This is a genomic window from Escherichia sp. TC-EC600-tetX4 (assembly GCF_019356055.1).
In the GTDB taxonomy this organism is placed as follows: Bacteria; Pseudomonadota; Gammaproteobacteria; order Enterobacterales; family Enterobacteriaceae.
Genome location: NZ_CP079924.1, coordinates 1,323,679 through 1,348,667 on the forward strand (window position 1 = coordinate 1,323,679; position 24,989 = coordinate 1,348,667).

Genomic DNA, 24,989 nt, shown 5'->3' on the forward strand with positions numbered 1-24,989 from the left:
GTCCTACAACACCCGGCATTAACATCATGAAAAAGACCCGTACAGCCAATTTGCACCATCTTTATCATGAACCCTTACCCGAAAACCTGAAGCTCACGCCGAAGGTCGAAGTGGATAATGTTCATCAACGACAGACAACGGATGTCTATGAACATGCTTTAACGATTACCGCCTGGCAGCAGATTTACGATCAGCTGCATCCGGGCAAGTTTCATGGTGAATTTACGGAAATTCTACTCGATGATATTCAGGTTTTTCGTGAATACACCGGTCTGGCGCTGCGTCAGTCGTGCCTGGTCTGGCCGAACTCGTTCTGGTTTGGCATTCCGGCGACGCGCGGTGAGCAGGGATTTATCGGTTCGCAATGTCTGGGAAGCGCGGAAATCGCCACCCGCCCTGGTGGCACTGAATTTGAACTGAGCACGCCGGATGATTACACGATCCTGGGCGTGGTGCTTTCTGAAGATGTCATCACCCGGCAGGCTAACTTTTTGCATAACCCGGATCGGGTATTACATATGTTGCGTAACCAGTCGGCGCTGGAAGTGAAAGAGCAGCATAAAGCCGCGCTGTGGGGCTTTGTCCAACAGGCGCTGGCGACGTTTTGCGAGAATCCGGAAAATCTCCATCAGCCTGCAGTGCGAAAAGTGCTGGGGGATAATTTGCTAATGGCGATGGGGGCCATGCTGGAAGAAGCGCAACCAATGGTGACGGCGGAAAGCATCAGTCATCAGAGTTACCGTCGATTGCTTTCCCGCGCCCGTGAATATGTGCTGGAAAACATGTCCGAACCGGTGACGGTGCTGGATTTGTGTAATCAACTGCATGTCAGCCGCCGCACGCTACAAAACGCGTTTCACGCTATTTTAGGCATTGGCCCGAACGCGTGGCTGAAACGCATTCGCCTGAACGCCGTACGCCGCGAACTGATAAGTCCGTGGTCGCAAAGTATGACGGTAAAAGACGCCGCCATGCAGTGGGGATTCTGGCATCTGGGGCAATTTGCCACGGATTACCAGCAGCTGTTTTCCGAGAAGCCGTCACTGACGCTGCATCAGCGGATGCGGGAGTGGGGGTGAGGGAGTTACACCCAATCCCTGACCTTAATAAACTCACTTAACGCCGCTTCTGGGCTGCCATCTTTTGGCTGATAATCATATTCCCAGCGTACCAGTGGCGGCATTGACATCAGGATAGACTCGGTGCGCCCGCCAGTTTGCAGGCCAAACAGCGTGCCGCGATCCCAGACCAGATTGAACTCGACATAACGACCGCGACGATATAACTGGAAATTGCGCTCGCGCTCGCCGTAGGCCATCGCTTTCCGTCGCTCGACAATTGGTAAATAAGCGTCGGTGTAGCCTTTGCCTACCGCCTGCATAAAGGCAAAACAGCGGTCGAAATCTGGCGTGTTCAGGTCATCAAAGAACAGCCCGCCAATACCGCGCTGTTCGTTGCGATGTTTGAGGTAGAAGTATTCGTCGCACCACTTTTTGTAACGGGGATAAACGTCTTCGCCAAATGGCAGGCACAGGTCACGGGCGGTGCGATGCCAGTGAATAGCATCTTCTTCAAAACCATAGAATGGGGTTAAGTCGAAGCCACCGCCAAACCACCAGACGGGATCGGCACCCGGTTTTTCGGCAATAAAAAACCGCACATTCGCGTGGCTGGTGGGAACATACGGGTTATGCGGATGCACTACCAGTGAAACGCCCATCGCCTCGAAACTGCGCCCGGCAAGTTCCGGGCGATGAGCGGTGGCGGAAGCAGGCATCGCCTCACCGTGGACATGCGAAAAGTTGACGCCTGCCTGTTCGAAAACACCACCATTACGCAACACCCGACTACGCCCGCCGCCGCCAGCTTCGCGCTGCCAACTATCTTCGACAAATTCTGCGCCATCGACGGCGGTCAGCTGCTGACAAATCGTATCCTGAAGGTTGAGCAGAAACTGTTTAACCTGGTGTGCGTCGGGTTTCATAACTTATCGCTTTTTCGAATGTGCTTTCTGGTTGTCGAACCAGTGGAAATAACTGATCACGCCTTCAGCAATCGCTGTGGCGATTTTCTGACGAAACGCCGCCGTGCCTAACAGCCGTTCTTCTTCCGGGTTGGTGATAAACGAGGTTTCCACCAGCACCGAAGGAACCGACGGTGATTTCAACACCACAAATGCCGCTTGTTCGGTGTTGCGGCTGTGCAGTTTATGCACCGGCTTAATCTTCTTCAGAATATGCGAGCCGAGCGTCAGACTATTTTTAATGGTATCTGTTTGCACCAGATCAAACAGCACTTGTTGCAATAGGTGATCCTTGTCAGTCGCCTTTTTACCGGCAACTTCATCGGCGCGGTTTTCGCGTTCAGACAGGTATTTCGCCATTGCGCTACTTGCCCCACGGTTAGAGAGGGCAAATACCGAAGCACCGGCAGCTTTCGGGTTGGTAAAGCCATCGGCATGAATTGACATAAACAGATCTGCGCCATGTTTATGGGCGATTTCAACGCGATCGTAAAGTGGGATAAACGTATCGCCAGAACGCGTTAAACGCGCATCAATCCCATGATTACGCAAAATGGAACGGACGTTTTTAGCAATCGCCAGCACCACATGTTTTTCTTTCGAACCGTTGCGTCCGATCGCTCCGGTATCAATTCCGCCGTGACCTGGATCGAGAACAACGACACGTTTGCCGCCAGATTTTTTGGCTTTCGGCTTGCTGTGTCCGTTGCTGGTTTTTAAAAGTTCGTCTTTGGCGATGGCTTGCGACATTCCTGACAACGTCAGGGCAGCCAAACCGGCTTTCAGCACCTGGCGGCGCGAAGTGAGTGTTTTTAGTGGTTTAAAAGTGCTCATACGGCCTGAGTTGTAATAATAAAGTTCCAGATGTTATATCGTATCGCGTAATCCGTTACGACGGTTTGCTGTTGAGAATTGTTTTACTTTTCATTTCAATAGTTGACAACTCCCCATTATGCCACTTTTTCAACCGATTTTCGTCAGATATTGGCTAATTCGACCGTTCACGCCATAATCAGCCTTTTAACCCGCAAAAAGGTAACGAATACCATGGAGATACGCGTATTTCGCCAGGAAGATTTCGAAGAGGTCATCACCCTTTGGGAGCGTTGCGACTTGCTGCGTCCGTGGAACGATCCGGAAATGGACATCGAGCGTAAGATGAACCATGACGTCAGTTTGTTTTTGGTCGCTGAGGTAAACGGTGACGTGGTCGGAACGGTGATGGGCGGTTATGACGGGCATCGCGGGTCTGCTTATTATCTTGGCGTGCATCCAGAGTTTCGTGGGCGTGGGATTGCCAATGCGTTGCTTAATCGGCTGGAGAAAAAGCTGATTGCTCGTGGCTGCCCGAAAATTCAGATCAATGTGCCGGAAGATAACGACATGGTGCTCGGAATGTATGAACGCCTGGGATATGAACACGCCGACGTGCTGAGTCTGGGTAAGCGTTTGATTGAAGATGAAGAGTACTGAGTTTCATCCTGTCCATTATGATGCGCACGGTCGCCTGCGTTTACCCTTGCTCTTCTGGCTTGTGCTATTGCTTCAGGCGCGAACCTGGGTGCTGTTTGTCATTGCCGGTGCGTCGCGCGAGCAGGGTACTGCGCTGCTAAATCTGTTTTATCCCGATCACGATAATTTCTGGCTGGGGCTGATTCCTGGCATTCCGGCGGTGCTGGCGTTTTTGTTGAGCGGTCGGCGGGCTACGTTTCCTCGCACCTGGCGTGTACTCTATTTTCTGTTGCTGTTGGCGCAGGTGGTTTTACTTTGCTGGCAACCGTGGCTGTGGCTGAACGGTGAATCCGTTAGCGGTATCGGTCTGGCGCTGGTAGTGGCGGATATTGTGGCGTTAATCTGGCTGCTGACCAATCGACGTTTACGCGCTTGTTTTTATGAAGTAAAAGAATAACGGCACTTTTTGGTGAATTTGCACTCCAAGCAACGTTATTGAATAACCAAAGGAAGTGACATGAAATCGCTGCGTTTAATGTTATGCGCTATGCCATTGATGCTGACCGGCTGTTCCACGATGTCGTCAGTTAACTGGTCTGCCGCTAACCCGTGGAACTGGTTTGGGTCGTCCACCAAAGTGAGCGAGCAGGGCGTGGGTGAATTAACGGCGTCCACACCACTGCAAGAACAAGCCATTGCCGATGCGCTTGATGGCGATTATCGCCTGCGCAGCGGAATGAAAACCGCGAACGGCAACGTGGTGCGCTTTTTTGAAGTGATGAAGGGCGACAACGTGGCGATGGTGATTAACGGCGATCAAGGCACGATCAGTCGCATTGACGTGCTGGATAGCGATATTCCTGCTGACACCGGTGTTAAAATCGGTACACCGTTTAGCGACCTTTACAGCAAAGCATTTGGCAATTGCCAAAAAGCTGATGGTGATGATAATCGTGCCGTCGAATGTAAAGCCGAAGGCAGTCAACATATTAGCTACCAGTTCAGCGGGGAATGGCGTGGTCCTGAAGGGTTAATGCCTTCGGACGATACCCTGAAAAACTGGAAAGTCAGTAAAATTATCTGGCGGCGTTAATTTGCGTCTGAACAAACCGCCGCCGCGAAAAAACACGTAAAATAGCGCTCAACAATGCCACGGATTGCGTGGCATTATTATTTTCAGGAGGAACAATGTCTCAGGTTCAGAGTGGCATTTTGCCAGAACATTGCCGCGCGGCGATTTGGATCGAAGCCAACGTGAAAGGGGAAGTTGACGCCCTGCGTGCGGCCAGTAAAACATTTGCCGACAAACTGGCAACTTTTGAAGCGAAATTCCCGGACGCGCATCTTGGTGCGGTGGTTGCCTTTGGTAACAACACCTGGCGCGCTCTGAGCGGCGGCGTTGGGGCAGAAGAGCTGAAAGATTTTCCGGGCTACGGTAAAGGCCTTGCGCCGACGACCCAGTTCGATGTGTTGATCCACATTCTTTCTCTGCGTCACGACGTAAACTTCTCTGTCGCCCAGGCGGCGATGGAAGCCTTTGGTGACTGCATTGAAGTGAAAGAAGAGATCCACGGCTTCCGTTGGGTTGAAGAGCGTGACCTGAGCGGCTTTGTTGACGGTACGGAAAACCCGGCGGGTGAAGAGACGCGTCGCGAAGTGGCGGTTATCAAAGACGGCGTGGATGCGGGCGGCAGCTATGTGTTTGTCCAGCGTTGGGAACACAACCTGAAGCAGCTCAACCGGATGAGCGTTCACGATCAGGAGATGGTGATCGGGCGCACCAAAGAGGCCAACGAAGAGATCGACGGCGACGAACGTCCGGAAACCTCTCACCTCACCCGCGTTGATCTGAAAGAAGATGGCAAAGGGCTGAAGATTGTTCGCCAGAGCCTGCCGTACGGCACTGCCAGTGGCACTCACGGTCTGTACTTCTGCGCCTACTGCGCGCGTCTGCATAACATTGAGCAGCAACTGCTGAGCATGTTTGGCGATACCGATGGTAAGCGTGATGCGATGTTGCGTTTCACCAAACCGGTAACCGGCGGCTATTATTTCGCACCGTCGCTGGACAAGTTGATGGCGCTGTAAGCGTTTCTGATTCATTGATTAAAGGCCAGGCAGTAACATTACTGACTGGCCTCAGATTGTTGACCAAGTGCGCGTTGTACACGCCGGATGCGGCGTGAACGCCTTATCCGGCCTACGAAATCGTGCTAATTCAATATATTGTGGGCTCCACGTAGGCCTGATAAGCGTAGCGCATCAGGCAGTTTTGCGTTTGTCAGCACTCTCAGACCAGCCAGTAACATTACTGACTGGCCTTTTTATTACTTCTGCTTTAACGCCGCATACACCTGATCAACTACCCAACCATAAGTTGCAATCGGCAACTGACCGCTTTCGAACATATTGGGATTCTTTTGCGGATCGGCAACCGGCGAATGTGGCTTGTTGCTTAACATCACAATCGTCATATGATTCACCGGATCGATAACGGTCACCGTTCCGGTCCAGCCAGTGTGACCGTAGGTTTGCGGGCTTGCCAGCGTGCCAAACGTCGGCGTCATGGTGGCATTACCATTCACGCGCCAGCCGAGGCCAAAAGTGGCATCTTCCTTAGAGCTGGTGGTGAACATCTTCACCGTTTCCGCATTGAACAGCTGCACATCACCATAGCCCCCGCCGTTCAGCATCGTTTGCATTAACACCGCAATATCGCCGGTATTGGAAAACAAACCTGCGTGCCCGGAAACGCCGCCCATCGAATAAAAGGCTTTTTCATCGTGCACCTGACCCCAGAGAGTGGAGGTGCGGATATTCGGGAAATGGATCACGCCATCGCGGGTATTGCCGTTCAATTCCGTGGCGGCAATTTGTTGCGGTTTAAAGCCTTTCAGCAGCGGGTTAAATACCGTATGTGTCAGGCCGAGCGGGCGATAAATCGACTCTTCAACATAGCGGTCAAGCGGCTGACCGGTAACCGACTCGACGATAAATCCAAGCAGCATATAATCGACATCGCTGTAGATATGTTTGCTGCCGGGCTGATATTCCAGCGGCGTGCGCTTGATCATCTCCAGCGTCTGGCCTTTATCCTGGGAATATAACGCGCCCGCGACCGCTTTATTCGGGTATTGCGGATCTGCCGGGAAACCGCCGCTGTGATGCAGCAGGTCAGAAATCCGCAGGGTGTTTTTGCCTTTAATGGTGTCATTTGGACTATCGGCAAACCCCGGAATATATTTCGCAATCCGATCGTCAGGATGCAGTTTGCCTTCGCTCATCAGCTTTTGCAGGGCGAAGTTCGTGGCGTACATTTTGGTGTTTGAGGCCAGGTCATACAGCGTCCCGGTGGTGGCTTTGACAGGCTGTTCCATCAACACGCTGCCATCGTACTTTTTCGCCGCTCCCCAGGCTTTGCGATACACAATCTGATTATCTTTAATGATCAGCAGGTTTACGCTGGGATAACCGACATCAACTTGCTGGCTAATCCAGCGATCCATCTGGTTAAGCCGTTCGACGTTAAACCCTGCTTTCTCTGGCGAGCTTTCTGTCAGAACAGGGTATTTTGCGGCGCTGACGCTACAACTAACAGCCAGCAGAGAAAGATAGAGCATTGTCCGTTTCATGATATCAGTCCAGATTGACGTTACGGCAGCCAAAGAGCGTGGTGAAAATAAACCCGCAAACCCATGCCACCAGAATCCCGCCAGCATAAACCGCCATGGCCGGAAGGATGCCTTGTGCGGAAGTCATCAGCGGCAGCGCTACCAGACCAGACGGCCCAAAGGCGCTGTTTAAGCCCATCGGCAGACCCCACCAGGCTATCAGGCCGATAAACAAACCGCCCGCCGCGCCGCCTAAACAGGCGGTAACAAACGGCTTCATGCGGGGCAGGGTGACACCGTAAATCAGCGGTTCACCAACGCCCAGCAGGCCGGGAATAATCGCCCCGCGTACCTGACTGCGTAGCGCACTGTGCGGTTGCGCCCGCCAGTAGAGTGCCAGCGCCGCGCCCACCTGGCCCGCGCCTGCCATTGAAAGGATGGGAAATAAGCTGTTGAATCCCTGGCTGTCCATTAACGCGAGGTAAACAGGAATAAAGCCCTGATGCACGCCAAATACCACGGCGATCAGGAACAGCCCGGCTAAAACCGCACAACCGAACGGATTACTGTTCAGGTGCATAAACAGCCATGACATACCTTCGAATAACCAGCCACCCAGCGGCATAATGATCAGGTACGCAAGCGTAGCGGTGATCAGCAGGGTGATTAACGAGGTCAGCAGCATGTCGAGATCGTCCGGCATAAAGCGGCGCACCATGCCTTCAATGCGGGCGCAGGCCCACGCGGCAATCAGCACGCCGATAATATTGCCGCGCGGATCGATGGGCAGACCAAAGAAATCGTGAAAACCGGCGTAGTAACCGGTGGTCGCTGCGGGGTTATAACCGAGCAAAAAGAGCGCGGCGATAATTGCGCCATTTACGCCCGTGCCGCCAAATGCCTGGGCGGCGTTATAGCCCACCAGAATCACCAGGAAAGTGAACAAACCTTTGCTGAACACCTTCATAAAATTCAGCGCATCGGGTAGTGTTCCCTGAGCATCTGCCGGAACGTGCATCACCGTGGCAATTAACGTCGCTATCCCCAGCAGCAGACCGGCGGCAATAAAACCGGGGATCAGCGGCGTGAAGATGGTGGCGAATTTGGCGAGAAATTGTTGCACGCCGGAGGTTTGTTTGGCTTTTAACTGACGTTTGTTCTGGGCGGCGATTTCTGCGGCATCCTGTACCGGTGCTTCTCCCAGCAGCTCGCTCATCGCTTTTGCGGCACGATGCGCTTTACCAGGCCCAAAAACGACCTGCACCTGGTCGCTGGTCAAAATGACGCCCTTCACGCCTTCCAGCGTTTTGATATTGGGATCAACCAGTGAACTGTCATGTACACCCAGACGCAGGCGCGTCATACAGTTACCACAACTGGCGATATTTCCCGGTCCGCCGACACGGGTAAGAATGGTGTTCAGAAGTTCACTGCTGATCTCTTTGGCCATGGGTTATTCCTTGTCTAAAACCTGACGAATAAAGCCGCCGTGTTGATCCAGGCGTTTTTTAGCTTCTGCGGCATCGAGATTTTTCAGCACCATCACAATGGCCGTTTTACAGTTGCGCTCGCAAGCAATTAACGCCGCTTCCGCTTGCTCTGCGCTACATCCGGTGGCGTTTTTAACAATATTGACCTGTCGCACATGCAGTTTTTCGTTGGTGGCGACCACATCGACCATCAGGTTGCCGAACACTTTGCCGGATTTAATCATCAGCCCGGTGGAAAGCATATTGAGCACCAGTTTCTGCGCTGTACCTGCTTTCATCCGCGAAGAACCGGTAACAACTTCGGCACCTACAATCGGTGTAATGGCAAACTCAGCGGTGGTTGAAACGGCGCTCCCCGGATTACAGGAAATTCCCACTGTGCGGCAGCCGAGCTGGCGTGCGTATTCCAGTCCGGCAATCACATACGGCGTGCGACCGCTGGCAGCAATGCCAACCACCACATCCTGTGCCGTTAAATTAATATTTTTCAGATCATTAACACCGCCTTCCCGGCTATCTTCCGCGCCTTCCACCGCGTGCTGAATGGCATATTCGCCGCCAGCAATCAAACCAACCACCAGACCCGGTTTCACGCCGTAGGTGGGCGGACATTCGCTGGCATCCAGAATCCCCAGACGACCGGATGTTCCCGCACCGAGGTAAATCAGACGCCCGCCGCCGCTTACCTGGGCGTGGATAACATCGATCGCCGCGGCGATATCCGGCAGTACGCGCTCAACGGCAAGCGGTACGGTTTTATCTTCATCGTTGATAATCCGGCACATTTCCAGCGTCGATACGCGGTCAATTTCAGCCGAGGCGGTGTTCGAGCCTTCAGTAATCATCTTTTCAAATTGCATCGGTGGTGACCTTACTATTTACGATCAAATAATTGCAGATGTATGGAATCATATATCCCGAATTGACAGGCTTAAAGGAATCATTGAGTCTACACTCGCAGAGTGTGAAGAGCGTCATAAGAACTTAAGCGGAATTTATGCTGCCAGCCCAGGAGAGTGGAAGATGTTGTACCTGACGAAAATAAGCAATGCGGGGAGTGAATTCACCGAAAACGAGCAAAAAATCGCTGACTTTCTGCAGGCCAACGTGAGTGAGCTGCAATCCGTTTCTTCACGGCAGATGGCGAAACAGCTCGGCATTAGCCAGTCGAGCATAGTGAAATTTGCCCAAAAACTCGGCGCGCAAGGATTTACTGAATTGCGTATGGCGTTAATAGGCGAATACAGTGCCAGCCGGGAGAAAACGAATGCCACGGCACTGCACCTGCACAGTTCGATTACCAGTGATGATTCGCTGGAAGTGATCGCGCGCAAACTGAATCGCGAAAAAGAGCTGGCGCTGGAGCAAACCTGCGCGTTGCTCGATTACGCGCGGCTGCAAAAAATCATTGAGGTCATCAGTAAAGCACCGTTTATCCAGATAACGGGCCTGGGCGGATCGGCGCTGGTGGGGCGCGATCTGTCGTTCAAACTGATGAAAATTGGCTATCGCGTGGCCTGCGAAGCCGACACGCACGTACAAGCCACCGTTTCTCAGGCGTTGAAAAAAGGCGATGTACAAATCGCTATCTCTTACAGCGGCAGTAAAAAAGAGATTGTCTTGTGCGCAGAAGCGGCACGAAAGCAGGGGGCAACGGTGATTGCCATTACTTCTCTGACTGACTCTCCGCTGCGGCGGCTGGCGCATTTCACCCTCGATACCGTTTCCGGAGAAACCGAATGGCGTAGCTCGTCGATGTCTACCCGCACGGCGCAAAATTCTGTTACCGATTTACTGTTTGTTGGCCTTGTGCAACTCAATGATGTGGAGTCATTGAAAATGATTCAGCGCAGCAGTGAGCTAACACAACGCCTGAAATGATGCATAAAGCAGCGACTGGATTGAGATTTTCCTGAATTAGTGAGCTGATCCGCAGCAATATTTTGTTTATCCTGTATTTTCAGAGGGAATGGAGTGTAACGCTCTGTATTAACAAGGAGAGCATTAAAATGGGTAAACTCACGGGCAAGACAGCACTGATTACGGGCGCATTGCAGGGAATTGGCGAAGGAATTGCCAGAACTTTTGCACGTCATGGCGCGAACCTAATCTTGCTGGATATCTCCCCTGAGATCGAAAAGCTGGCGGACGAACTGTGTGGTCGTGGTCATCGCTGTACGGCGGTTGTCGCCGATGTGCGTGACCCGGCGTCGGTAGCCGCAGCTATCAAACGCGCGAAGGAAAAAGAAGGGCGCATTGATATCCTGGTGAATAACGCAGGCGTTTGTCGTCTGGGCAGTTTCCTCGATATGAGCGATGACGATCGCGATTTCCATATTGACATCAATATTAAAGGCGTATGGAACGTCACGAAGGCGGTGCTGCCGGAGATGATTGCCCGCAAAGATGGTCGCATTGTGATGATGTCTTCAGTCACTGGTGATATGGTGGCCGATCCTGGCGAAACGGCGTACGCCTTAACGAAAGCGGCGATTGTTGGCCTGACAAAATCGCTGGCGGTGGAGTACGCGCAGTCTGGTATTCGCGTTAACGCCATTTGCCCGGGATACGTGCGCACACCAATGGCGGAAAGCATTGCCCGCCAGTCGAACCCGGAAGATCCAGAGTCGGTGCTGACTGAAATGGCGAAAGCAATCCCGATGCGTCGCCTCGCCGATCCGCTGGAAGTCGGCGAACTGGCGGCCTTCCTCGCATCGGATGAATCCAGCTATTTAACCGGTACACAGAATGTGATTGATGGCGGCAGCACACTGCCGGAGACGGTTAGCGTCGGTATCTGATTCACCTCTGTTTCCTCCCTGCATTTGTGGGGAGGATTTCGTCTTGAACTAAGTTCACCAGGCTATTTTATTTGTCATTTTGGCCCCGGGCAGTGCTCGAAATCCTCACGTACTATGTGTACGCTCCGGTTTCTCCGCGCTGTTCGTGTCCAAACTGACTGCAACAATTACGCCTGTTGAACCAAGTTCTTATTCCCTTTTCAACTTCCAAATCACCAAACGGTATATAAAACCGTTACTCCTTTCACGTCCGTTATAAATATGATGGCTATTAGAAAGTCATTAAATTTATAAGGGTGCGCAATGGCCGTTAACTTACTGAAAAAGAACTCACTCGCGCTGGTCGCTTCTCTGCTGCTGGCGGGCCATGTACAGGCAACGGAACTGCTGAACAGTTCTTATGACGTCTCCCGCGAGCTGTTTGCCGCCCTGAATCCGCCGTTTGAGCAACAATGGGCAAAAGATAACGGCGGCGACAAACTGACGATAAAACAATCTCATGCCGGGTCATCAAAACAGGCGCTGGCGATTTTACAGGGCTTAAAAGCCGACGTTGTCACTTATAACCAGGTGACCGACGTACAAATCCTGCACGATAAAGGCAAGCTGATCCCGGCCGACTGGCAGTCGCGCCTGCCGAATAATAGCTCGCCGTTCTACTCCACCATGGGCTTCCTGGTGCGTAAGGGTAACCCGAAGAATATCCACGATTGGAACGACCTGGTGCGCTCCGACGTGAAGCTGATTTTCCCGAACCCGAAAACGTCGGGTAACGCGCGTTATACCTATCTGGCGGCATGGGGCGCAGCGGATAAAGCTGACGGTGGTGACAAAGGCAAAACCGAACAGTTTATGACCCAGTTCCTGAAAAACGTTGAAGTGTTCGATACTGGCGGTCGTGGCGCGACCACCACTTTTGCCGAGCGCGGCCTGGGCGATGTGCTGATTAGCTTCGAATCGGAAGTGAACAACATCCGTAAACAGTATGAAGCGCAGGGCTTTGAAGTGGTGATTCCGAAAACCAACATTCTGGCGGAATTCCCGGTGGCGTGGGTTGATAAAAACGTGCAGGCCAACGGTACGGAAAAAGCCGCCAAAGCCTATCTGAACTGGCTCTATAGCCCGCAGGCGCAAACCATCATCACCGACTATTACTACCGCGTGAATAACCCGGAGGTGATGGACAAACTGAAAGACAAATTCCCGCAGACCGAGCTGTTCCGCGTGGAAGACAAATTTGGCTCCTGGCCGGAAGTGATGAAAACCCACTTCACCAGCGGCGGCGAGTTAGACAAGCTGTTAGCGGCGGGGCGTAACTGATGTTTGCTGTCTCCTCCAGACGCGTGCTGCCGGGCTTTACCTTAAGCCTCGGCACCAGTCTGCTGTTTGTGTGCCTGATTTTGCTGCTGCCGCTCTCCGCGCTGGTGATGCAACTGGCCCAGATGAGCTGGGCGCAGTACTGGGAGGTGATCACCAACCCGCAGGTGGTCGCGGCCTACAAAGTAACGCTGCTGTCGGCGTTTGTGGCATCGATTTTTAACGGCGTTTTCGGTCTGCTGATGGCGTGGATCCTAACCCGCTATCGCTTCCCAGGCCGCACGCTGCTTGATGCGCTGATGGATTTACCCTTTGCGCTGCCAACGGCTGTCGCCGGTTTAACGCTGGCCTCGCTCTTTTCCGTAAACGGTTTTTACGGTGAATGGCTGGCGAAGTTTGATATCAAAGTCACCTATACATGGCTGGGGATTGCGGTGGCTATGGCCTTTACCAGCATTCCGTTTGTGGTGCGTACCGTGCAGCCGGTGCTGGAAGAGTTAGGCCCGGAATATGAAGAAGCGGCGGAAACGCTTGGTGCAACGCGCTGGCAGAGTTTCTGCAAAGTGGTGCTGCCGGAGCTTTCTCCGGCGCTGGTGGCGGGCGTGGCGCTGTCGTTTACCCGTAGTCTTGGTGAATTTGGCGCGGTGATTTTTATCGCCGGAAATATCGCGTGGAAGACGGAAGTGACGTCGCTGATGATTTTTGTGCGCTTACAGGAGTTTGATTACCCGGCAGCGAGCGCGATTGCTTCGGTGATCCTCGCGGCATCTCTGCTGCTGCTGTTCTCAATTAACACTCTGCAAAGTCGCTTTGGTCGGCGTGTGGTAGGTCATTAATGGCGGAAGTTACCCAATTGAAGCGTTATGACGCGCGCCCGATTAACTGGGGCAAATGGTTTCTGATTGGCATCGGGATGCTGGTTTCGGCGTTCATCCTGCTGGTGCCGATGATTTACATCTTCGTGCAGGCATTCAGCAAGGGGCTGATGCCGGTTTTACAGAATCTGGCCGATCCGGACATGCTGCACGCCATCTGGCTGACGGTGATGATCGCGCTGATTGCCGTACCGGTAAACCTGGTGTTCGGCATTCTGCTGGCCTGGCTGGTGACGCGCTTTAACTTCCCTGGACGCCAGTTACTGCTGACGCTACTGGACATTCCGTTTGCCGTATCGCCGGTGGTTGCCGGTCTGGTGTATTTGCTGTTCTACGGCTCTAACGGCCCGCTCGGCGGTTGGCTCGACGAGCATAACCTGCAAATTATGTTCTCCTGGCCGGGAATGGTGCTGGTCACCATCTTCGTGACGTGTCCGTTTGTGGTGCGCGAACTGGTGCCGGTGATGTTAAGCCAGGGCAGCCAGGAAGACGAAGCGGCGATTTTGCTTGGCGCGTCCGGCTGGCAGATGTTCCGTCGCGTCACATTACCGAACATCCGCTGGGCGCTGCTTTATGGCGTGGTGTTGACCAACGCCCGCGCAATTGGCGAGTTTGGCGCGGTGTCGGTGGTTTCCGGCTCGATTCGCGGCGAAACCCTGTCGCTGCCGTTACAGATTGAATTGCTGGAGCAGGACTACAACACCGTCGGCTCCTTTACCGCTGCGGCGCTGTTAACGCTGATGGCGATTATCACCCTGTTTTTAAAAAGTATGTTGCAGTGGCGCCTGGAGAATCAGGAAAAACGCGCACAGCAGGAGGAACATCATGAGCATTGAGATTGCCAATATTAAGAAGTCGTTTGGTCGCACCCAGGTGCTGAACGATATCTCACTGGATATTCCTTCAGGTCAGATGGTCGCGTTGCTGGGGCCGTCCGGTTCCGGGAAAACCACGCTGCTGCGCATTATCGCCGGGCTGGAGCATCAAACCAGCGGGCATATTCGCTTCCACGGCACCGACGTGAGCCGCCTGCACGCACGTGATCGTAAAGTCGGTTTCGTGTTCCAGCATTACGCGCTGTTCCGCCATATGACGGTGTTCGACAATATCGCTTTTGGCCTGACGGTGCTGCCGCGTCGCGAGCGCCCGAATGCCGCAGCCATCAAAGCGAAAGTGACAAAATTGCTGGAAATGGTCCAGCTTGCCCATCTGGCGGATCGTTATCCGGCGCAGCTTTCCGGCGGCCAGAAACAGCGCGTGGCGCTGGCGCGCGCGCTGGCTGTGGAACCGCAAATTCTGCTGCTTGATGAACCGTTTGGCGCGCTGGATGCGCAGGTGCGTAAAGAGCTGCGTCGCTGGCTGCGTCAACTCCATGAAGAACTAAAATTCACCAGCGTTTTTGTGACCCACGATCAGGAAGAAGCGACCGAAGTAGCTGATCGTGTAGTTGTGATGAGCCAGGGCAATATTGAACAGGCTGACGCGCCGGATCAGGTATGGCGCGAACCGGCGACCCGTTTTGTGCTCGAATTTATGGGCGAAGTGAACCGCCTGCAGGGAACCATTCGCGGCGGGCAGTTCCATGTTGGCGCGCATCGCTGGCCGCTGGGCTACACACCTGCGTATCAGGGGCCGGTGGATCTCTTCCTGCGCCCTTGGGAAGTGGATATCAGCCGCCGTACCAGCCTCGATTCGCCGCTGCCGGTACAGGTACTGGAAGCCAGCCCGAAAGGTCACTACACCCAATTAGTGGTGCAGCCGCTGGGGTGGTACAACGAACCGCTGACGGTCGTGATGCATGGCGACGATGCCCCGCAGCGTGGCGAGCGTTTATTCGTTGGTCTGCAACATGCGCGGCTGTATAACGGCGACGAGCGTATCGAAACCCGCGATGAGGAACTTGCTCTCGCACAAAGCGCCTGATAGGTTGAGTGAATGTTAAACGCCCGGAGGCGCTTCCCGCGATCCGGGCTTTTTAATGGCAAGGTTTGTAACCTGTAGACCTGATAAGACGCGCAAGCGTCGCATCAGGCAACACCACGTATGGATAGAGATCGTGAGTACATTAGAACAAACAATAGGCAATACGCCTCTGGTGAAGTTGCAGCGAATGGGGCCGGATAACGGCAGTGAAGTGTGGTTAAAACTGGAAGGCAATAACCCGGCAGGTTCGGTGAAAGATCGTGCGGCACTTTCGATGATCGTCGAGGCGGAAAAGCGCGGGGAAATTAAACCGGGTGATGTCTTAATCGAAGCCACCAGTGGTAACACCGGCATTGCGCTGGCAATGATTGCCGCGCTGAAAGGCTATCGCATGAAATTGCTGATGCCCGACAACATGAGCCAGGAACGCCGTGCGGCGATGCGTGCTTATGGTGCGGAACTGATTCTTGTCACCAAAGAGCAGGGCATGGAAGGTGCGCGCGATCTGGCGCTGGAGATGGCGAATCGTGGCGAAGGAAAGCTGCTCGATCAGTTCAATAATCCCGATAACCCTTATGCGCATTACACCACCACTGGGCCGGAAATCTGGCAGCAAACCGGCGGGCGCATCACTCATTTTGTCTCCAGCATGGGGACGACCGGCACTATCACCGGCGTCTCACGCTTTATGCGCGAACAATCCAAACCGGTGACCATTGTCGGCCTGCAACCGGAAGAGGGCAGCAGCATTCCCGGCATTCGCCGCTGGCCTACGGAATATCTGCCGGGGATTTTCAACGCTTCTCTGGTGGATGAGGTGCTGGATATTCATCAGCGCGATGCGGAAAACACCATGCGCGAACTGGCGGTGCGGGAAGGAATATTCTGTGGCGTCAGCTCCGGCGGCGCGGTTGCCGGAGCACTGCGGGTGGCAAAAGCTAACCCTGACGCGGTGGTGGTGGCGATCATCTGCGATCGTGGCGATCGCTACCTTTCTACCGGGGTGTTTGGGGAAGAGCATTTTAGCCAGGGGGCGGGGATTTAAGGATTAATAGCATCGGAGACTGATGACAAACGCAAAACTGCCTGATGCGCTACGCTTATCAGGCCTACAAGGTTTCTGCAATATATTGAATTAGCACGATTTTGTAGGCCGGATAAGGCGTTTACGCCGCATCCGGCATAAACAAAGCGCACTTTTTTAACAGTTGTTGCTGCCGACAAATGCAGTATTTAATTTTCGTGAGGAAACGCCGTAAGGTCATCAATCATTTTTTGAAGTATTGGTGAGTCCTGACCGTCACCCCATTGAAGAATTTTTGCGGTAAGCTGATGACGCGCTAGTGCATTGAGTCCCATCTTTTTAAGTTTATGGGAGATTTTACCCATGACTTTAATCTGACCGAATGCAGTTGCGTAGGTAATCATATTGCTCTGGATAGTGCTCATTTCATCGACTAGTAATTGCGCACGAACATCCTCTTCAAGAATACTGTCCATAGCGATGTATTTCATACCCCACATAGTTTCAATTAACATTTGAGGGAAATCAGCACAGTCCAGATCCGGCTCTTTACGGAGGCTATTTTCAAGAACGTTTAGAGCATCAGCACCTTCATCGCTGCCAAAAGGAGATTCTTCATCCCAGCAACACATATAAAGTGGATCAGTAAAATGGCACTGGAAGTTTGGGTGTGACGTTTTAACATGTAACCCAATTTCTTCATCATCAAAATAGTAGCGATCCATGAAGTTAAACTTTGGATCTTCTTGATAGCCTTTCTTCATTTTTGCGGCAATCAATTTACTGGCTTCTTTCAGACACTGTTCTTCATTATCGAACTCTTTTGTCTGGAATTTACCAATACTACCTACCTTGCCATAGTTGACAGCTAAACTATCCCCTTCGTAATCTATCCACCAAAATTTATTCGATTTTTCATCGTGATAAATAAAGCGTTTTTTCATGTTACCTCCTGTAAATGCCTTCCCAAAGCGGATTAATTTCCTTCCGCAGGCACCGTTTTATCCGTCTGCGCAATTAACGCATGTAAAAAAGGCTGTGCGTTCTCATCGCTCTTACCGGGGATCTTCACAATATACGGCTTCCCAGTAATCGATGACGACGAAGCAACCTTATCAATAAACTGCTCGGCAGTGTCAATGCGGTTACGGGTATTGCCGAGCTTCAGACGCAGATGAGAAACCGCTTCATAGCAGGTATGTTCATCACCGTTGCGCACAAATATCAAATCCTTTTTCTGTGCTAATCCCTCCAGCATGGCGTTGATGCGGGCTTCTTCATGGGCAGTTAACTTCGCGTAAACGGGGAGTGTCATTAGTAGTGTAATGACCAGACAAATGATTTTCTTCATTGAATTACCTTATCCTTGTTTTGTGATAGCCGATTTGACTGCCAGAATCAGGTAAAGTTTCGGTTGGATTACGATGAGGATCATCGGCAAGGAGAAAAAATTAAATGAGTAGTTTGTTGTTGTTTAACGATAAGAGTAGGGCACTGCAGGCGGATATCGTCGCCGTGCAGTCGCAGGTGGTTTACGGCAGCGTGGGCAACAGCATTGCCGTGCCTGCTATCAAACAGAACGGCCTGAATGTCTTTGCCGTGCCGACGGTATTGCTGAGCAATACGCCGCATTATGACACTTTCTACGGTGGTGCGATTCCGGACGAATGGTTTAGCGGCTATTTGCGTGCGCTTCAGGAGCGTGATGCGCTGCGCCAACTTCGTGCTGTAACCACGGGCTATATGGGAACGGCATCGCAAATCAAAATCCTTGCCGAGTGGCTGACTGCGCTACGCAAAGACCATCCTGACCTATTGATCATGGTCGATCCGGTGATTGGCGATATTGATAGCGGAATTTATGTCAAACCTGACCTTCCCGAAGCGTATCGACAATATTTACTGCCGCTGGCGCAGGGAATTACCCCCAATATCTTTGAGTTGGAAATCCTGACCGGTAAAAATTGCCGCGATCTCGACAGTGCCATTGCTGCCGCAAAAAGTCTGCTTTCAGACACATTAAAATGGGTGGTGGTTACCAGCGCCTCCGGTAATGAAGAAAATCAGGAGATGCAGGTTGTGGTGGTCACTGCCGACAGCGTGAATGTCATTTCCCATTCACGGGTAAAAACCGACCTGAAAGGGACTGGCGACCTGTTTTGTGCTCAGCTCATCAGTGGCTTGCTGAAAGGGAAGGCGTTAACCGATGCAGTGCACCGAGCGGGGTTGCGCGTACTGGAAGTGATGCGCTACACCCAGCAGCATGAGAGCGATGAATTGATTTTGCCGCCGCTGGCGGAAGCATAAAAAAATGGCGCCGATGGGCGCCATTTTTCACTGCGGCAAGAATTACTTCTTGATGCGGATAACCGGGGTTTCACCCACGGTTACGCTACCGGACAGTTTGATCAGTTCTTTGATTTCGTCCATGTTGGAGATAACAACCGGAGTCAGGGTAGACTTGGCTTTCTCTTCCAGCAGCGGCAGATCAAATTCAATGACAGTATCGCCAACTTTCACGCGCTGACCTTCTTCAGCAATACGCTTGAAGCCTTCGCCTTTCAGTTCAACGGTGTCGATACCGAAGTGGACGAACAGTTCAACGCCGCTATCAGATTCGATAGAGAATGCGTGGTTGGTTTCAAAGATTTTACCAATGGTGCCGTCTACTGGCGCGACCATTTTGTTACCCGTTGGTTTGATAGCAATACCATCACCAACGATTTTTTCCGCAAAAACGACATCCGGCACGTCTTCGATATTGACGATCTCGCCAGAGAGCGGAGCAATGATCTCAATAGTTCCGGTATCCTTCTTGTCGTCGGAAACCAGAGATTTCAGTTTATCGAACAAACCCATGATCTTCTCCTAAGCAGTAAATTGGGCCGCATCTCGTGGATTAGCAGATTGTTTTTTCTTCAATGAACTTGTTAACCAGCGTCATTAACTCGTCCGTTGTCGGTTGAGCAAGAGCCTGCTCTGCTAACACCTTCGCATCTTCGAAGTTCGTGTTACGGATAATCTTCTTAATGCGCGGGATAGAAATGGCGCTCATAGAGAATTCGTCCAGACCCATCCCCAGCAACAGAAGTGTAGCACGTTCATCGCCAGCAAGCTCACCACACATGCCAGTCCATTTGCCTTCAGCATGAGAAGCATCAATAACTTGCTTGATCAAGTTCAGCACGGACGGTGACATTGGCTGGTAAAGGTGTGAAATCATATCATTACCACGGTCAACTGCCAGAGTGTACTGCGTTAAATCATTGGTGCCGATACTAAAGAAATCAACTTCTTTGGCTAAATGACGTGCAATTGTTGCGGCAGCCGGTGTTTCCACCATTACGCCGATTTCAATTGACTCGTCAAACGCTTTACCTTCGTCGCGCAGTTCCTGTTTGTAGATTTCGATCTCTTTGCGCAGTGCACGCACTTCTTCAACAGAGATGATCATCGGGAACATAATGCGCAATTTACCGAAAGCCGAGGCACGCAGGATAGCGCGGAGCTGATCGCGCAGGATCTCTCTACGATCCATCGCGATACGGATAGCGCGCCAGCCGAGGAACGGGTTCTCTTCTTTCGGGAAGTTCATGTATGGCAGCTCTTTGTCGCCGCCGATGTCCATGGTACGAACGATAACCGCTTGCGAGCCACACGCTTCAGCCACTGCTTTGTAAGCAGCAAACTGTTCTTCTTCAGTGGGCAGTGCGTCGCGGTCCATGAACAGGAACTCAGTACGATACAGACCAACGCCTTCAGCGCCGTTACGCTCTGCACCTTCAACGTCACGAACCGTACCAATGTTAGCGCATACTTCTACCTGGTGACCGTCCAGCGTAATAGCTGGCAGATCTTTCAGTTTAGCAAGCTCTGCTTTTTCAGAAGCCACTTGCTCCTGAACAGCGCGCATTTTATCAATAACTTCGTTGGTTGGATTGACGTAAACCTGATTATTTACGGCATCCAGAATCAGATAGTCGTCATTTTTCACCTGAGAGGTGACGCTACCGGTACCCACGATAGCAGGTAGTTCCAGAGAACGCGCCATGATAGAGGTGTGGGAAGTACGGCCACCCGCGTCGGTGATGAAACCCAGCACCTTCTTCAGGTTCAGCTGTGCGGTTTCGGACGGCGTCAGGTCAGCGGCAACCAGAATGACTTCATCCTGAATGGCGCTCAGGTCGATAATCTTCAGGCCCAGGATGTTGCGCAGCAGGCGCTTACCGATATCACGTACGTCAGCCGCACGTTCTTTCAGGTATTCATCATCCAGCTCTTCCAGGGCAGAAGCCTGACCTTCGATAACTTCATGAGCAGCTGCGTCAGCTGTCATGTGCTTATCTTTAATCAGGGCTATGATTTCCTGCTCCAGCTCCTCATCTTCGAGCAGCATAATATGCCCTTCAAAGATGGCTTCTTTTTCTTCACCGAACGTTTCACCAGCTTTCGTTTTGATCGTTTCCAGCTGGGCTGATGCCTTGGCACGACCGCTCAGAAAACGTTCAACTTCCTGATCAACCTGGTCGGCAGAAATTTTTTTCCGGTCAATGACAATTTCGTCTTCTTTCAGAAGCAGAGCTTTACCGAAAGCGATACCCGGGGATGCTAAAATGCCTGAAATCATAACCCTACCTTACTTGTGACTGATTTTTAAAAGAACCCGGGAAATTACTCGAGTTCCGCCATCAGTTTAACCAGATGTTCAACCGCTTTCTGCTCGTCTTCGCCTTCTGCGGAGATAGTCACAACGGTACCTTGAGTCAGGCCCAGAGTCTGCAGTTTAAACAGGCTTTTCGCGCTGGCGCTTTTGCCGTTGGAAGTCACAGTAATTTCAGAAGTGAAGCCCTTAGCTTCTTTTACAAACTGGGCAGCAGGGCGGGTGTGCAGACCGTTCGGAGCGGTAATGGTAACTTCTTGCTGGAACATTGTATTTCCCCAACTTATAGGTTTAGTGTTGTGGAACTAAAGTCTAGCCTGGCGGTTCGACTTTAGCCTGTATTGTTAGCGCCAGTTTTTAACAGACGCGACGCACGAAGAGCGCAATACAGTCCATTGCTGGCGGGTGTTGACCGCTGACGTTTCGTACGTCATTAAACATTATGCCGCTAAAGGAAGAATTGAACCAAATCATAAAATCGATTCAGCTTTGGCTTTTCCTGTAACGATTAATTTCGCGCATCAAAATAATTAGTCTGGTTAAATACCAGTTCCGACAGGCTGAATCAATGCCAGGAGGGGCGAAAGTTTGAAGCAGGCCACAAAAAAGCACCTAAAAAGGTGCTTTTTTACGCATTTTTAACAAGCTGGCATTACTGTTGCAATTCTTTCTCAGTGAAGAGATCGGCAAACAATGCGGTGCTTAAATAACGCTCACCCGATGATGGTAGAATAACCACAATATTCTTGTTGGTAAAGCTTTCATCTTCTTGTAGTTTCAACGCCGCGGCAACAGCTGCTCCAGAAGAGATACCTGCAAGAATACCTTCTTCTTCCATCAGACGACGCGCGGTAGAAATCGCTTCTTCATTGGTGATGCCAATGACTTTATCGACCAGCTTGAGATCGAGGTTAGCCGGGATAAAACCAGCGCCAATACCCTGAATTTTATGCGGGCCAGGTTTAATCTCTTCACCTGCCAGCGCCTGGGCGATAACTGGAGAATCGGTTGGCTCAACGGCGACAGAGATAAGATCGGTCTTGCCTTTGGTGCCTTTAATGTAGCGGCTGACGCCAGTCAGCGTACCGCCAGTCCCAACGCCAGCAATAAATACATCAACCTGACCGTCGGTATCTTCCCATATCTCCGGACCGGTGGTCTTTTCGTGAATTTCAGGGTTTGCCGGATTGCTGAATTGTTGCAGCAGCAGGTATTTCTCTGGATTGCTGGCGACAATTTCTTCTGCTTTTTGGATTGCGCCTTTCATGCCTTTAGCACCTTCCGTCAGCACCAGGTTTGCACCTAACGCTTTCAGCAGCTTGCGGCGTTCAATACTCATGGTTTCTGGCATGGTCAGGGTGAGTTTGTAACCGCGAGCGGCAGCTACATAGGCCAGTGCAATCCCGGTATTACCGCTGGTCGGTTCAACCAGTTCAACGCCTGGTTTCAGCACGCCGCGCTTTTCGGCATCCCAAATCATGTTGGCACCGATACGGCACTTAACGCTGAAGCTGGGGTTACGAGATTCCACCTTCGCCAGAATGCGTCCGTTACCGATGCGATTCAGGCGAACCAGCGGCGTGTGACCGATAGTCAGCGAGTTATCTTCAAAAATCTTACTCATGGCCTGTCCTTAACTGTATGAAATTGGGATACAACAGGTAGCATACCCGCTCAGAGAATATGCGGAAGTAAGGATTTAGCATATCTATATACAGAAGGGAAATAATGACATGCAAGATGGAATAAGGGGCGGCATAAGCCACCCCTGTTTCACACAAACGGTTTACAAAATAACCGGTAGATTGTTACCGCCACATCGCGTGTTTATCGCGATAGCAATCGACCCACATCGCCGTCGCGCCACAAACGGCAACGGGCATGATGAACAGATTAAGCAGCGGGATCATCGTAAACAGGCTGGTTAAAGCACCAAACTGCATATTGGTGATTTTGCGTGTGCGCAGGGCGGTGCGCATCTCTTTAAACGGCACTTTGTGGTTATCGAAGGGGTAATCGCAATACTGGATGGCTAACATCCAGGCGCTAAACAGGAACCACAGTACCGGCGCGACGGTTTGCCCAATACCAGGGATGAAGTAAAGAATTAGTAATACAATTGCGCGCGGCAGATACCAGGCAAATTTTTGCCATTCGCGTTTCATGATTCGCGGCACATCTTTCATGATACCGAAAATCCCGGTATCTGGCGGTGTAGCGCCAGTCAATCGTGCTTCCAGTTGTTCAGCCAATAAACCGTTAAACGGAGCGGCAATCCAGTTAGCAATCGTGGAGAAGAAATAGCCAAACACTAACAGCACAGAGATGACAGCCAGAGGCCACAACAGATAACTCAGCCATTGTAGCCAGTCCGGAACGTAACTCATGAGAGTCGGGATCCAGACATCGAGCTGTGTAAAGAGCCACCAGAATGCGCCCCCCATCAACAAAATATTGACCAGCAGCGGTAAAATAACGAAACGCCGAATCCCAGGTTGCGAGACGAGCTTCCAGCCTTGCGCAAAATAGTAAAAACCGCTGCGTGGGGCAGATGTGAATGATGAAACCATAATCAGGATGAGCTCCTTTTGACCAATCCCAGGAAAATTCTGCGTATTTTACCGGGTAATTGCGCAATGGACAGTTAGGATATGTTCGAAAAAACAGCAAAAAGCACGATTTCATCTATCTTTGTGCTGTGAAAGTTAATAGTGCACTTGCACTTGAGGTAATCGGCAAATACTCTTAGTGAGTAAATGTTTGCCGTGGTGGCAAGGTGTTAGAACAACAGAGAATATAATGATGCAGGATTTGCGTCTGATATTAATCATTGTTGGCGCGATCGCCATAATCGCTTTACTGGTACATGGTTTCTGGACCAGCCGTAAAGAACGATCTTCTATGTTCCGCGATCGGCCATTAAAACTAATGAAGTCAAAACGTGACGACGATTCTTATGACGAGGATGTCGAAGATGATGAGGGCGTTGGTGAGGTTCGTGTTCACCGCGTGAATCATGCCCCGGCTAACGCTCAGGAGCATGAGGCTGCTCGTCCGTCGCCGCAACACCAGTACCAACCGCCTTATGCGTCTGCGCAGCCGCGTCAACCGGTCCAGCAGCCGCCTGAAGCGCAGGTACCGCCGCAACATGCTCCGCATCCAGCGCAGCCGGTGCAGCAGCCTGCCTATCAGCCGCAGCCTGAACAGCCGTTGCAGCAGCCAGTTTCGCCACAGGTCGCGCCAGCGCCGCAGCCTGTGCATTCAGCACCGCAACCGGCACAACAGGCTTTCCAGCCTGCAGAACCCGTAGCGGCACCACAGCCTGAGCCTGTAGCGGAACCTGCTCCAGTTATGGATAAACCGAAGCGCAAAGAAGCGGTGATTATCATGAACGTCGCGGCGCATCACGGTAGCGAGCTAAACGGTGAACTGCTTCTTAACAGCATTCAACAAGCGGGCTTCATTTTTGGCGATATGAATATTTACCATCGTCATCTTAGCCCGGATGGCAGCGGCCCGGCGTTATTCAGCCTGGCGAATATGGTGAAACCGGGAACCTTTGATCCTGAAATGAAGGATTTCACTACTCCGGGTGTCACTATCTTTATGCAGGTACCGTCTTACGGTGACGAGCTGCAGAACTTCAAGCTGATGCTGCAATCTGCGCAGCATATTGCCGATGAAGTGGGCGGTGTCGTGCTTGACGATCAGCGCCGTATGATGACTCCGCAGAAATTGCGCGAGTACCAGGACATCATCCGCGAAGTCAAAGACGCCAACGCCTGATACACTTAAGGCAAATTAACTCCTCTT

At 51.8% G+C, this 24,989-nt stretch carries 26 protein-coding genes; 14 read left to right on the forward strand and 12 right to left on the reverse strand.

The genetic code is table 11. The features are described 5' to 3' along the window. Positions 1 to 26: 26 nt before the first annotated feature. Complete coding sequence (gene eutR / locus KXD89_RS06335) at positions 27 to 1,079, forward strand: HTH-type transcriptional regulator EutR (RefSeq protein ID WP_000753690.1); 1,053 nt, start codon at positions 27 to 29, stop codon at positions 1,077 to 1,079. Between the two features lie 5 nt (positions 1,080 to 1,084). On the opposite strand, the gene hemF is transcribed toward eutR, so the two are convergent. Together hemF and amiA are read right to left on the reverse strand one after the other, a co-directional pair. Next, positions 1,085 to 1,984, reverse strand: a complete 900-nt coding sequence (hemF, locus tag KXD89_RS06340) for an oxygen-dependent coproporphyrinogen oxidase (RefSeq protein ID WP_000801365.1) — start codon at positions 1,982 to 1,984, stop codon at positions 1,085 to 1,087. A gap of 3 nt (positions 1,985 to 1,987) precedes the next feature. Beyond that, complete coding sequence (gene amiA, locus KXD89_RS06345) at positions 1,988 to 2,857, reverse strand: N-acetylmuramoyl-L-alanine amidase AmiA (protein WP_000102886.1); 870 nt, start codon at positions 2,855 to 2,857, stop codon at positions 1,988 to 1,990. Positions 2,858 to 3,070: 213 nt separating this feature from the next. On the opposite strand from amiA, the gene KXD89_RS06350 reads away from it, so the two are divergent. From KXD89_RS06350 to yfeX, 4 genes are all read left to right on the forward strand, one after another. Further along, positions 3,071 to 3,496, forward strand: coding sequence for a GNAT family acetyltransferase (locus KXD89_RS06350; RefSeq protein ID WP_000405996.1), 426 nt, complete (start codon positions 3,071 to 3,073; stop codon positions 3,494 to 3,496). Beyond that, entirely contained in the window at positions 3,483 to 3,932 is a 450-nt protein-coding gene (locus tag KXD89_RS06355; RefSeq protein ID WP_001350539.1) for a DUF2919 domain-containing protein, read from the forward strand. The genes KXD89_RS06350 and KXD89_RS06355 overlap by 14 nt, the downstream gene beginning before the upstream one ends. A 60-nt stretch (positions 3,933 to 3,992) precedes the next feature. After that, positions 3,993 to 4,568, forward strand: a complete 576-nt coding sequence (locus KXD89_RS06360; RefSeq protein ID WP_000838944.1) for an RpoE-regulated lipoprotein — start codon at positions 3,993 to 3,995, stop codon at positions 4,566 to 4,568. 95 nt (positions 4,569 to 4,663) lie between these two features. After that, a complete protein-coding gene (gene yfeX / locus KXD89_RS06365; protein ID WP_001350538.1) occupies positions 4,664 to 5,563 on the forward strand; it encodes a porphyrinogen peroxidase in 900 nt (299 codons plus the stop codon). A 239-nt stretch (positions 5,564 to 5,802) separates the two neighbouring features. On the opposite strand, the gene pbp4b is transcribed toward yfeX, so the two are convergent. Genes pbp4b through murQ form a run of 3 tightly spaced genes read right to left on the reverse strand, consistent with a single transcriptional unit; the run spans position 5,803 to position 9,436 of the window. Then, positions 5,803 to 7,107, reverse strand: coding sequence for a penicillin binding protein PBP4B (pbp4b, locus tag KXD89_RS06370; RefSeq protein WP_001327042.1), 1,305 nt, complete (start codon positions 7,105 to 7,107; stop codon positions 5,803 to 5,805). Positions 7,108 to 7,111: 4 nt separating this feature from the next. Beyond that, positions 7,112 to 8,536 (reverse strand): PTS N-acetylmuramic acid transporter subunit IIBC, encoded by a 1,425-nt coding sequence (gene murP / locus KXD89_RS06375; protein WP_001040483.1) that lies wholly within the window; start codon positions 8,534 to 8,536, stop codon positions 7,112 to 7,114. Between the two features lie 3 nt (positions 8,537 to 8,539). Then, positions 8,540 to 9,436 carry an N-acetylmuramic acid 6-phosphate etherase gene (murQ, locus tag KXD89_RS06380; protein WP_001159160.1) on the reverse strand — a complete coding sequence of 299 codons (897 nt, stop codon included), beginning with the start codon at positions 9,434 to 9,436 and terminating at the stop codon, positions 8,540 to 8,542. A 163-nt stretch (positions 9,437 to 9,599) separates the two neighbouring features. On the opposite strand from murQ, the gene murR reads away from it, so the two are divergent. The 7 genes from murR (at position 9,600) to cysM (ending at position 16,537) form a co-directional block, all read left to right on the forward strand. After that, positions 9,600 to 10,457 carry an HTH-type transcriptional regulator MurR gene (murR, locus tag KXD89_RS06385; protein ID WP_000966470.1) on the forward strand — a complete coding sequence of 286 codons (858 nt, stop codon included), beginning with the start codon at positions 9,600 to 9,602 and terminating at the stop codon, positions 10,455 to 10,457. 128 nt (positions 10,458 to 10,585) lie between these two features. Next, positions 10,586 to 11,377: an SDR family oxidoreductase UcpA gene (gene ucpA, locus KXD89_RS06390; RefSeq protein WP_000517431.1), complete on the forward strand. Its 792-nt coding sequence runs from the start codon at positions 10,586 to 10,588 to the stop codon at positions 11,375 to 11,377. A 303-nt stretch (positions 11,378 to 11,680) separates the two neighbouring features. Further along, positions 11,681 to 12,697 (forward strand): thiosulfate/sulfate ABC transporter substrate-binding protein CysP, encoded by a 1,017-nt coding sequence (cysP, locus tag KXD89_RS06395; RefSeq protein ID WP_000290230.1) that lies wholly within the window; start codon positions 11,681 to 11,683, stop codon positions 12,695 to 12,697. Then, entirely contained in the window at positions 12,697 to 13,530 is an 834-nt protein-coding gene (gene cysT / locus KXD89_RS06400) for a sulfate/thiosulfate ABC transporter permease CysT (RefSeq protein ID WP_000458406.1), read from the forward strand. Before cysP ends, cysT begins: the two co-directional genes overlap by 1 nt. After that, positions 13,530 to 14,405: a sulfate/thiosulfate ABC transporter permease CysW gene (gene cysW, locus KXD89_RS06405; RefSeq protein WP_000852686.1), complete on the forward strand. Its 876-nt coding sequence runs from the start codon at positions 13,530 to 13,532 to the stop codon at positions 14,403 to 14,405. Before cysT ends, cysW begins: the two co-directional genes overlap by 1 nt. Continuing rightward, positions 14,395 to 15,492 (forward strand): sulfate/thiosulfate ABC transporter ATP-binding protein CysA, encoded by a 1,098-nt coding sequence (gene cysA, locus KXD89_RS06410; protein ID WP_000021036.1) that lies wholly within the window; start codon positions 14,395 to 14,397, stop codon positions 15,490 to 15,492. Before cysW ends, cysA begins: the two co-directional genes overlap by 11 nt. Before the next feature lie 133 nt (positions 15,493 to 15,625). Beyond that, on the forward strand, positions 15,626 to 16,537 hold the full coding sequence (gene cysM / locus KXD89_RS06415) for a cysteine synthase B (protein ID WP_001336044.1): 912 nt from the start codon (positions 15,626 to 15,628) through the stop codon (positions 16,535 to 16,537). Between the two features lie 188 nt (positions 16,538 to 16,725). Here cysM and KXD89_RS06420 read toward each other — a convergent pair whose 3' ends face one another. Both KXD89_RS06420 and KXD89_RS06425 read right to left on the reverse strand, forming a co-directional pair. Further along, complete coding sequence (locus KXD89_RS06420; RefSeq protein WP_000745534.1) at positions 16,726 to 17,460, reverse strand: WGR domain-containing protein; 735 nt, start codon at positions 17,458 to 17,460, stop codon at positions 16,726 to 16,728. A gap of 32 nt (positions 17,461 to 17,492) precedes the next feature. After that, on the reverse strand, positions 17,493 to 17,867 hold the full coding sequence (locus tag KXD89_RS06425; protein ID WP_000719962.1) for a YfeK family protein: 375 nt from the start codon (positions 17,865 to 17,867) through the stop codon (positions 17,493 to 17,495). A gap of 104 nt (positions 17,868 to 17,971) precedes the next feature. Here KXD89_RS06425 and pdxK point away from each other — a divergent pair, with 104 nt between their 5' ends. Next, positions 17,972 to 18,823: a pyridoxine/pyridoxal/pyridoxamine kinase gene (gene pdxK / locus KXD89_RS06430; RefSeq protein ID WP_000096674.1), complete on the forward strand. Its 852-nt coding sequence runs from the start codon at positions 17,972 to 17,974 to the stop codon at positions 18,821 to 18,823. 42 nt (positions 18,824 to 18,865) lie between these two features. Here pdxK and crr read toward each other — a convergent pair whose 3' ends face one another. The 5 genes from crr to cysZ all read right to left on the reverse strand — a co-directional run bounded on the left by crr (position 18,866) and on the right by cysZ (position 23,746). Beyond that, positions 18,866 to 19,375 (reverse strand): PTS glucose transporter subunit IIA, encoded by a 510-nt coding sequence (gene crr / locus KXD89_RS06435; RefSeq protein WP_000522247.1) that lies wholly within the window; start codon positions 19,373 to 19,375, stop codon positions 18,866 to 18,868. A 40-nt stretch (positions 19,376 to 19,415) separates the two neighbouring features. Next, entirely contained in the window at positions 19,416 to 21,143 is a 1,728-nt protein-coding gene (gene ptsI, locus KXD89_RS06440) for a phosphoenolpyruvate-protein phosphotransferase PtsI (RefSeq protein ID WP_000623140.1), read from the reverse strand. Between the two features lie 44 nt (positions 21,144 to 21,187). Then, positions 21,188 to 21,445: a phosphocarrier protein Hpr gene (gene ptsH, locus KXD89_RS06445; protein ID WP_000487600.1), complete on the reverse strand. Its 258-nt coding sequence runs from the start codon at positions 21,443 to 21,445 to the stop codon at positions 21,188 to 21,190. A gap of 383 nt (positions 21,446 to 21,828) precedes the next feature. Continuing rightward, the gene (gene cysK / locus KXD89_RS06450; RefSeq protein ID WP_000034402.1) at positions 21,829 to 22,800 is read right to left on the reverse strand and encodes a cysteine synthase A; all 972 of its coding nucleotides are present in this window, start codon (positions 22,798 to 22,800) and stop codon (positions 21,829 to 21,831) included. Between the two features lie 184 nt (positions 22,801 to 22,984). Continuing rightward, the gene (cysZ, locus tag KXD89_RS06455; RefSeq protein WP_000254839.1) at positions 22,985 to 23,746 is read right to left on the reverse strand and encodes a sulfate transporter CysZ; all 762 of its coding nucleotides are present in this window, start codon (positions 23,744 to 23,746) and stop codon (positions 22,985 to 22,987) included. A 229-nt stretch (positions 23,747 to 23,975) separates the two neighbouring features. On the opposite strand from cysZ, the gene zipA reads away from it, so the two are divergent. Continuing rightward, positions 23,976 to 24,962 (forward strand): cell division protein ZipA, encoded by a 987-nt coding sequence (gene zipA / locus KXD89_RS06460; protein WP_072647338.1) that lies wholly within the window; start codon positions 23,976 to 23,978, stop codon positions 24,960 to 24,962. The last annotated feature ends 27 nt before the right edge of the window (positions 24,963 to 24,989 follow it).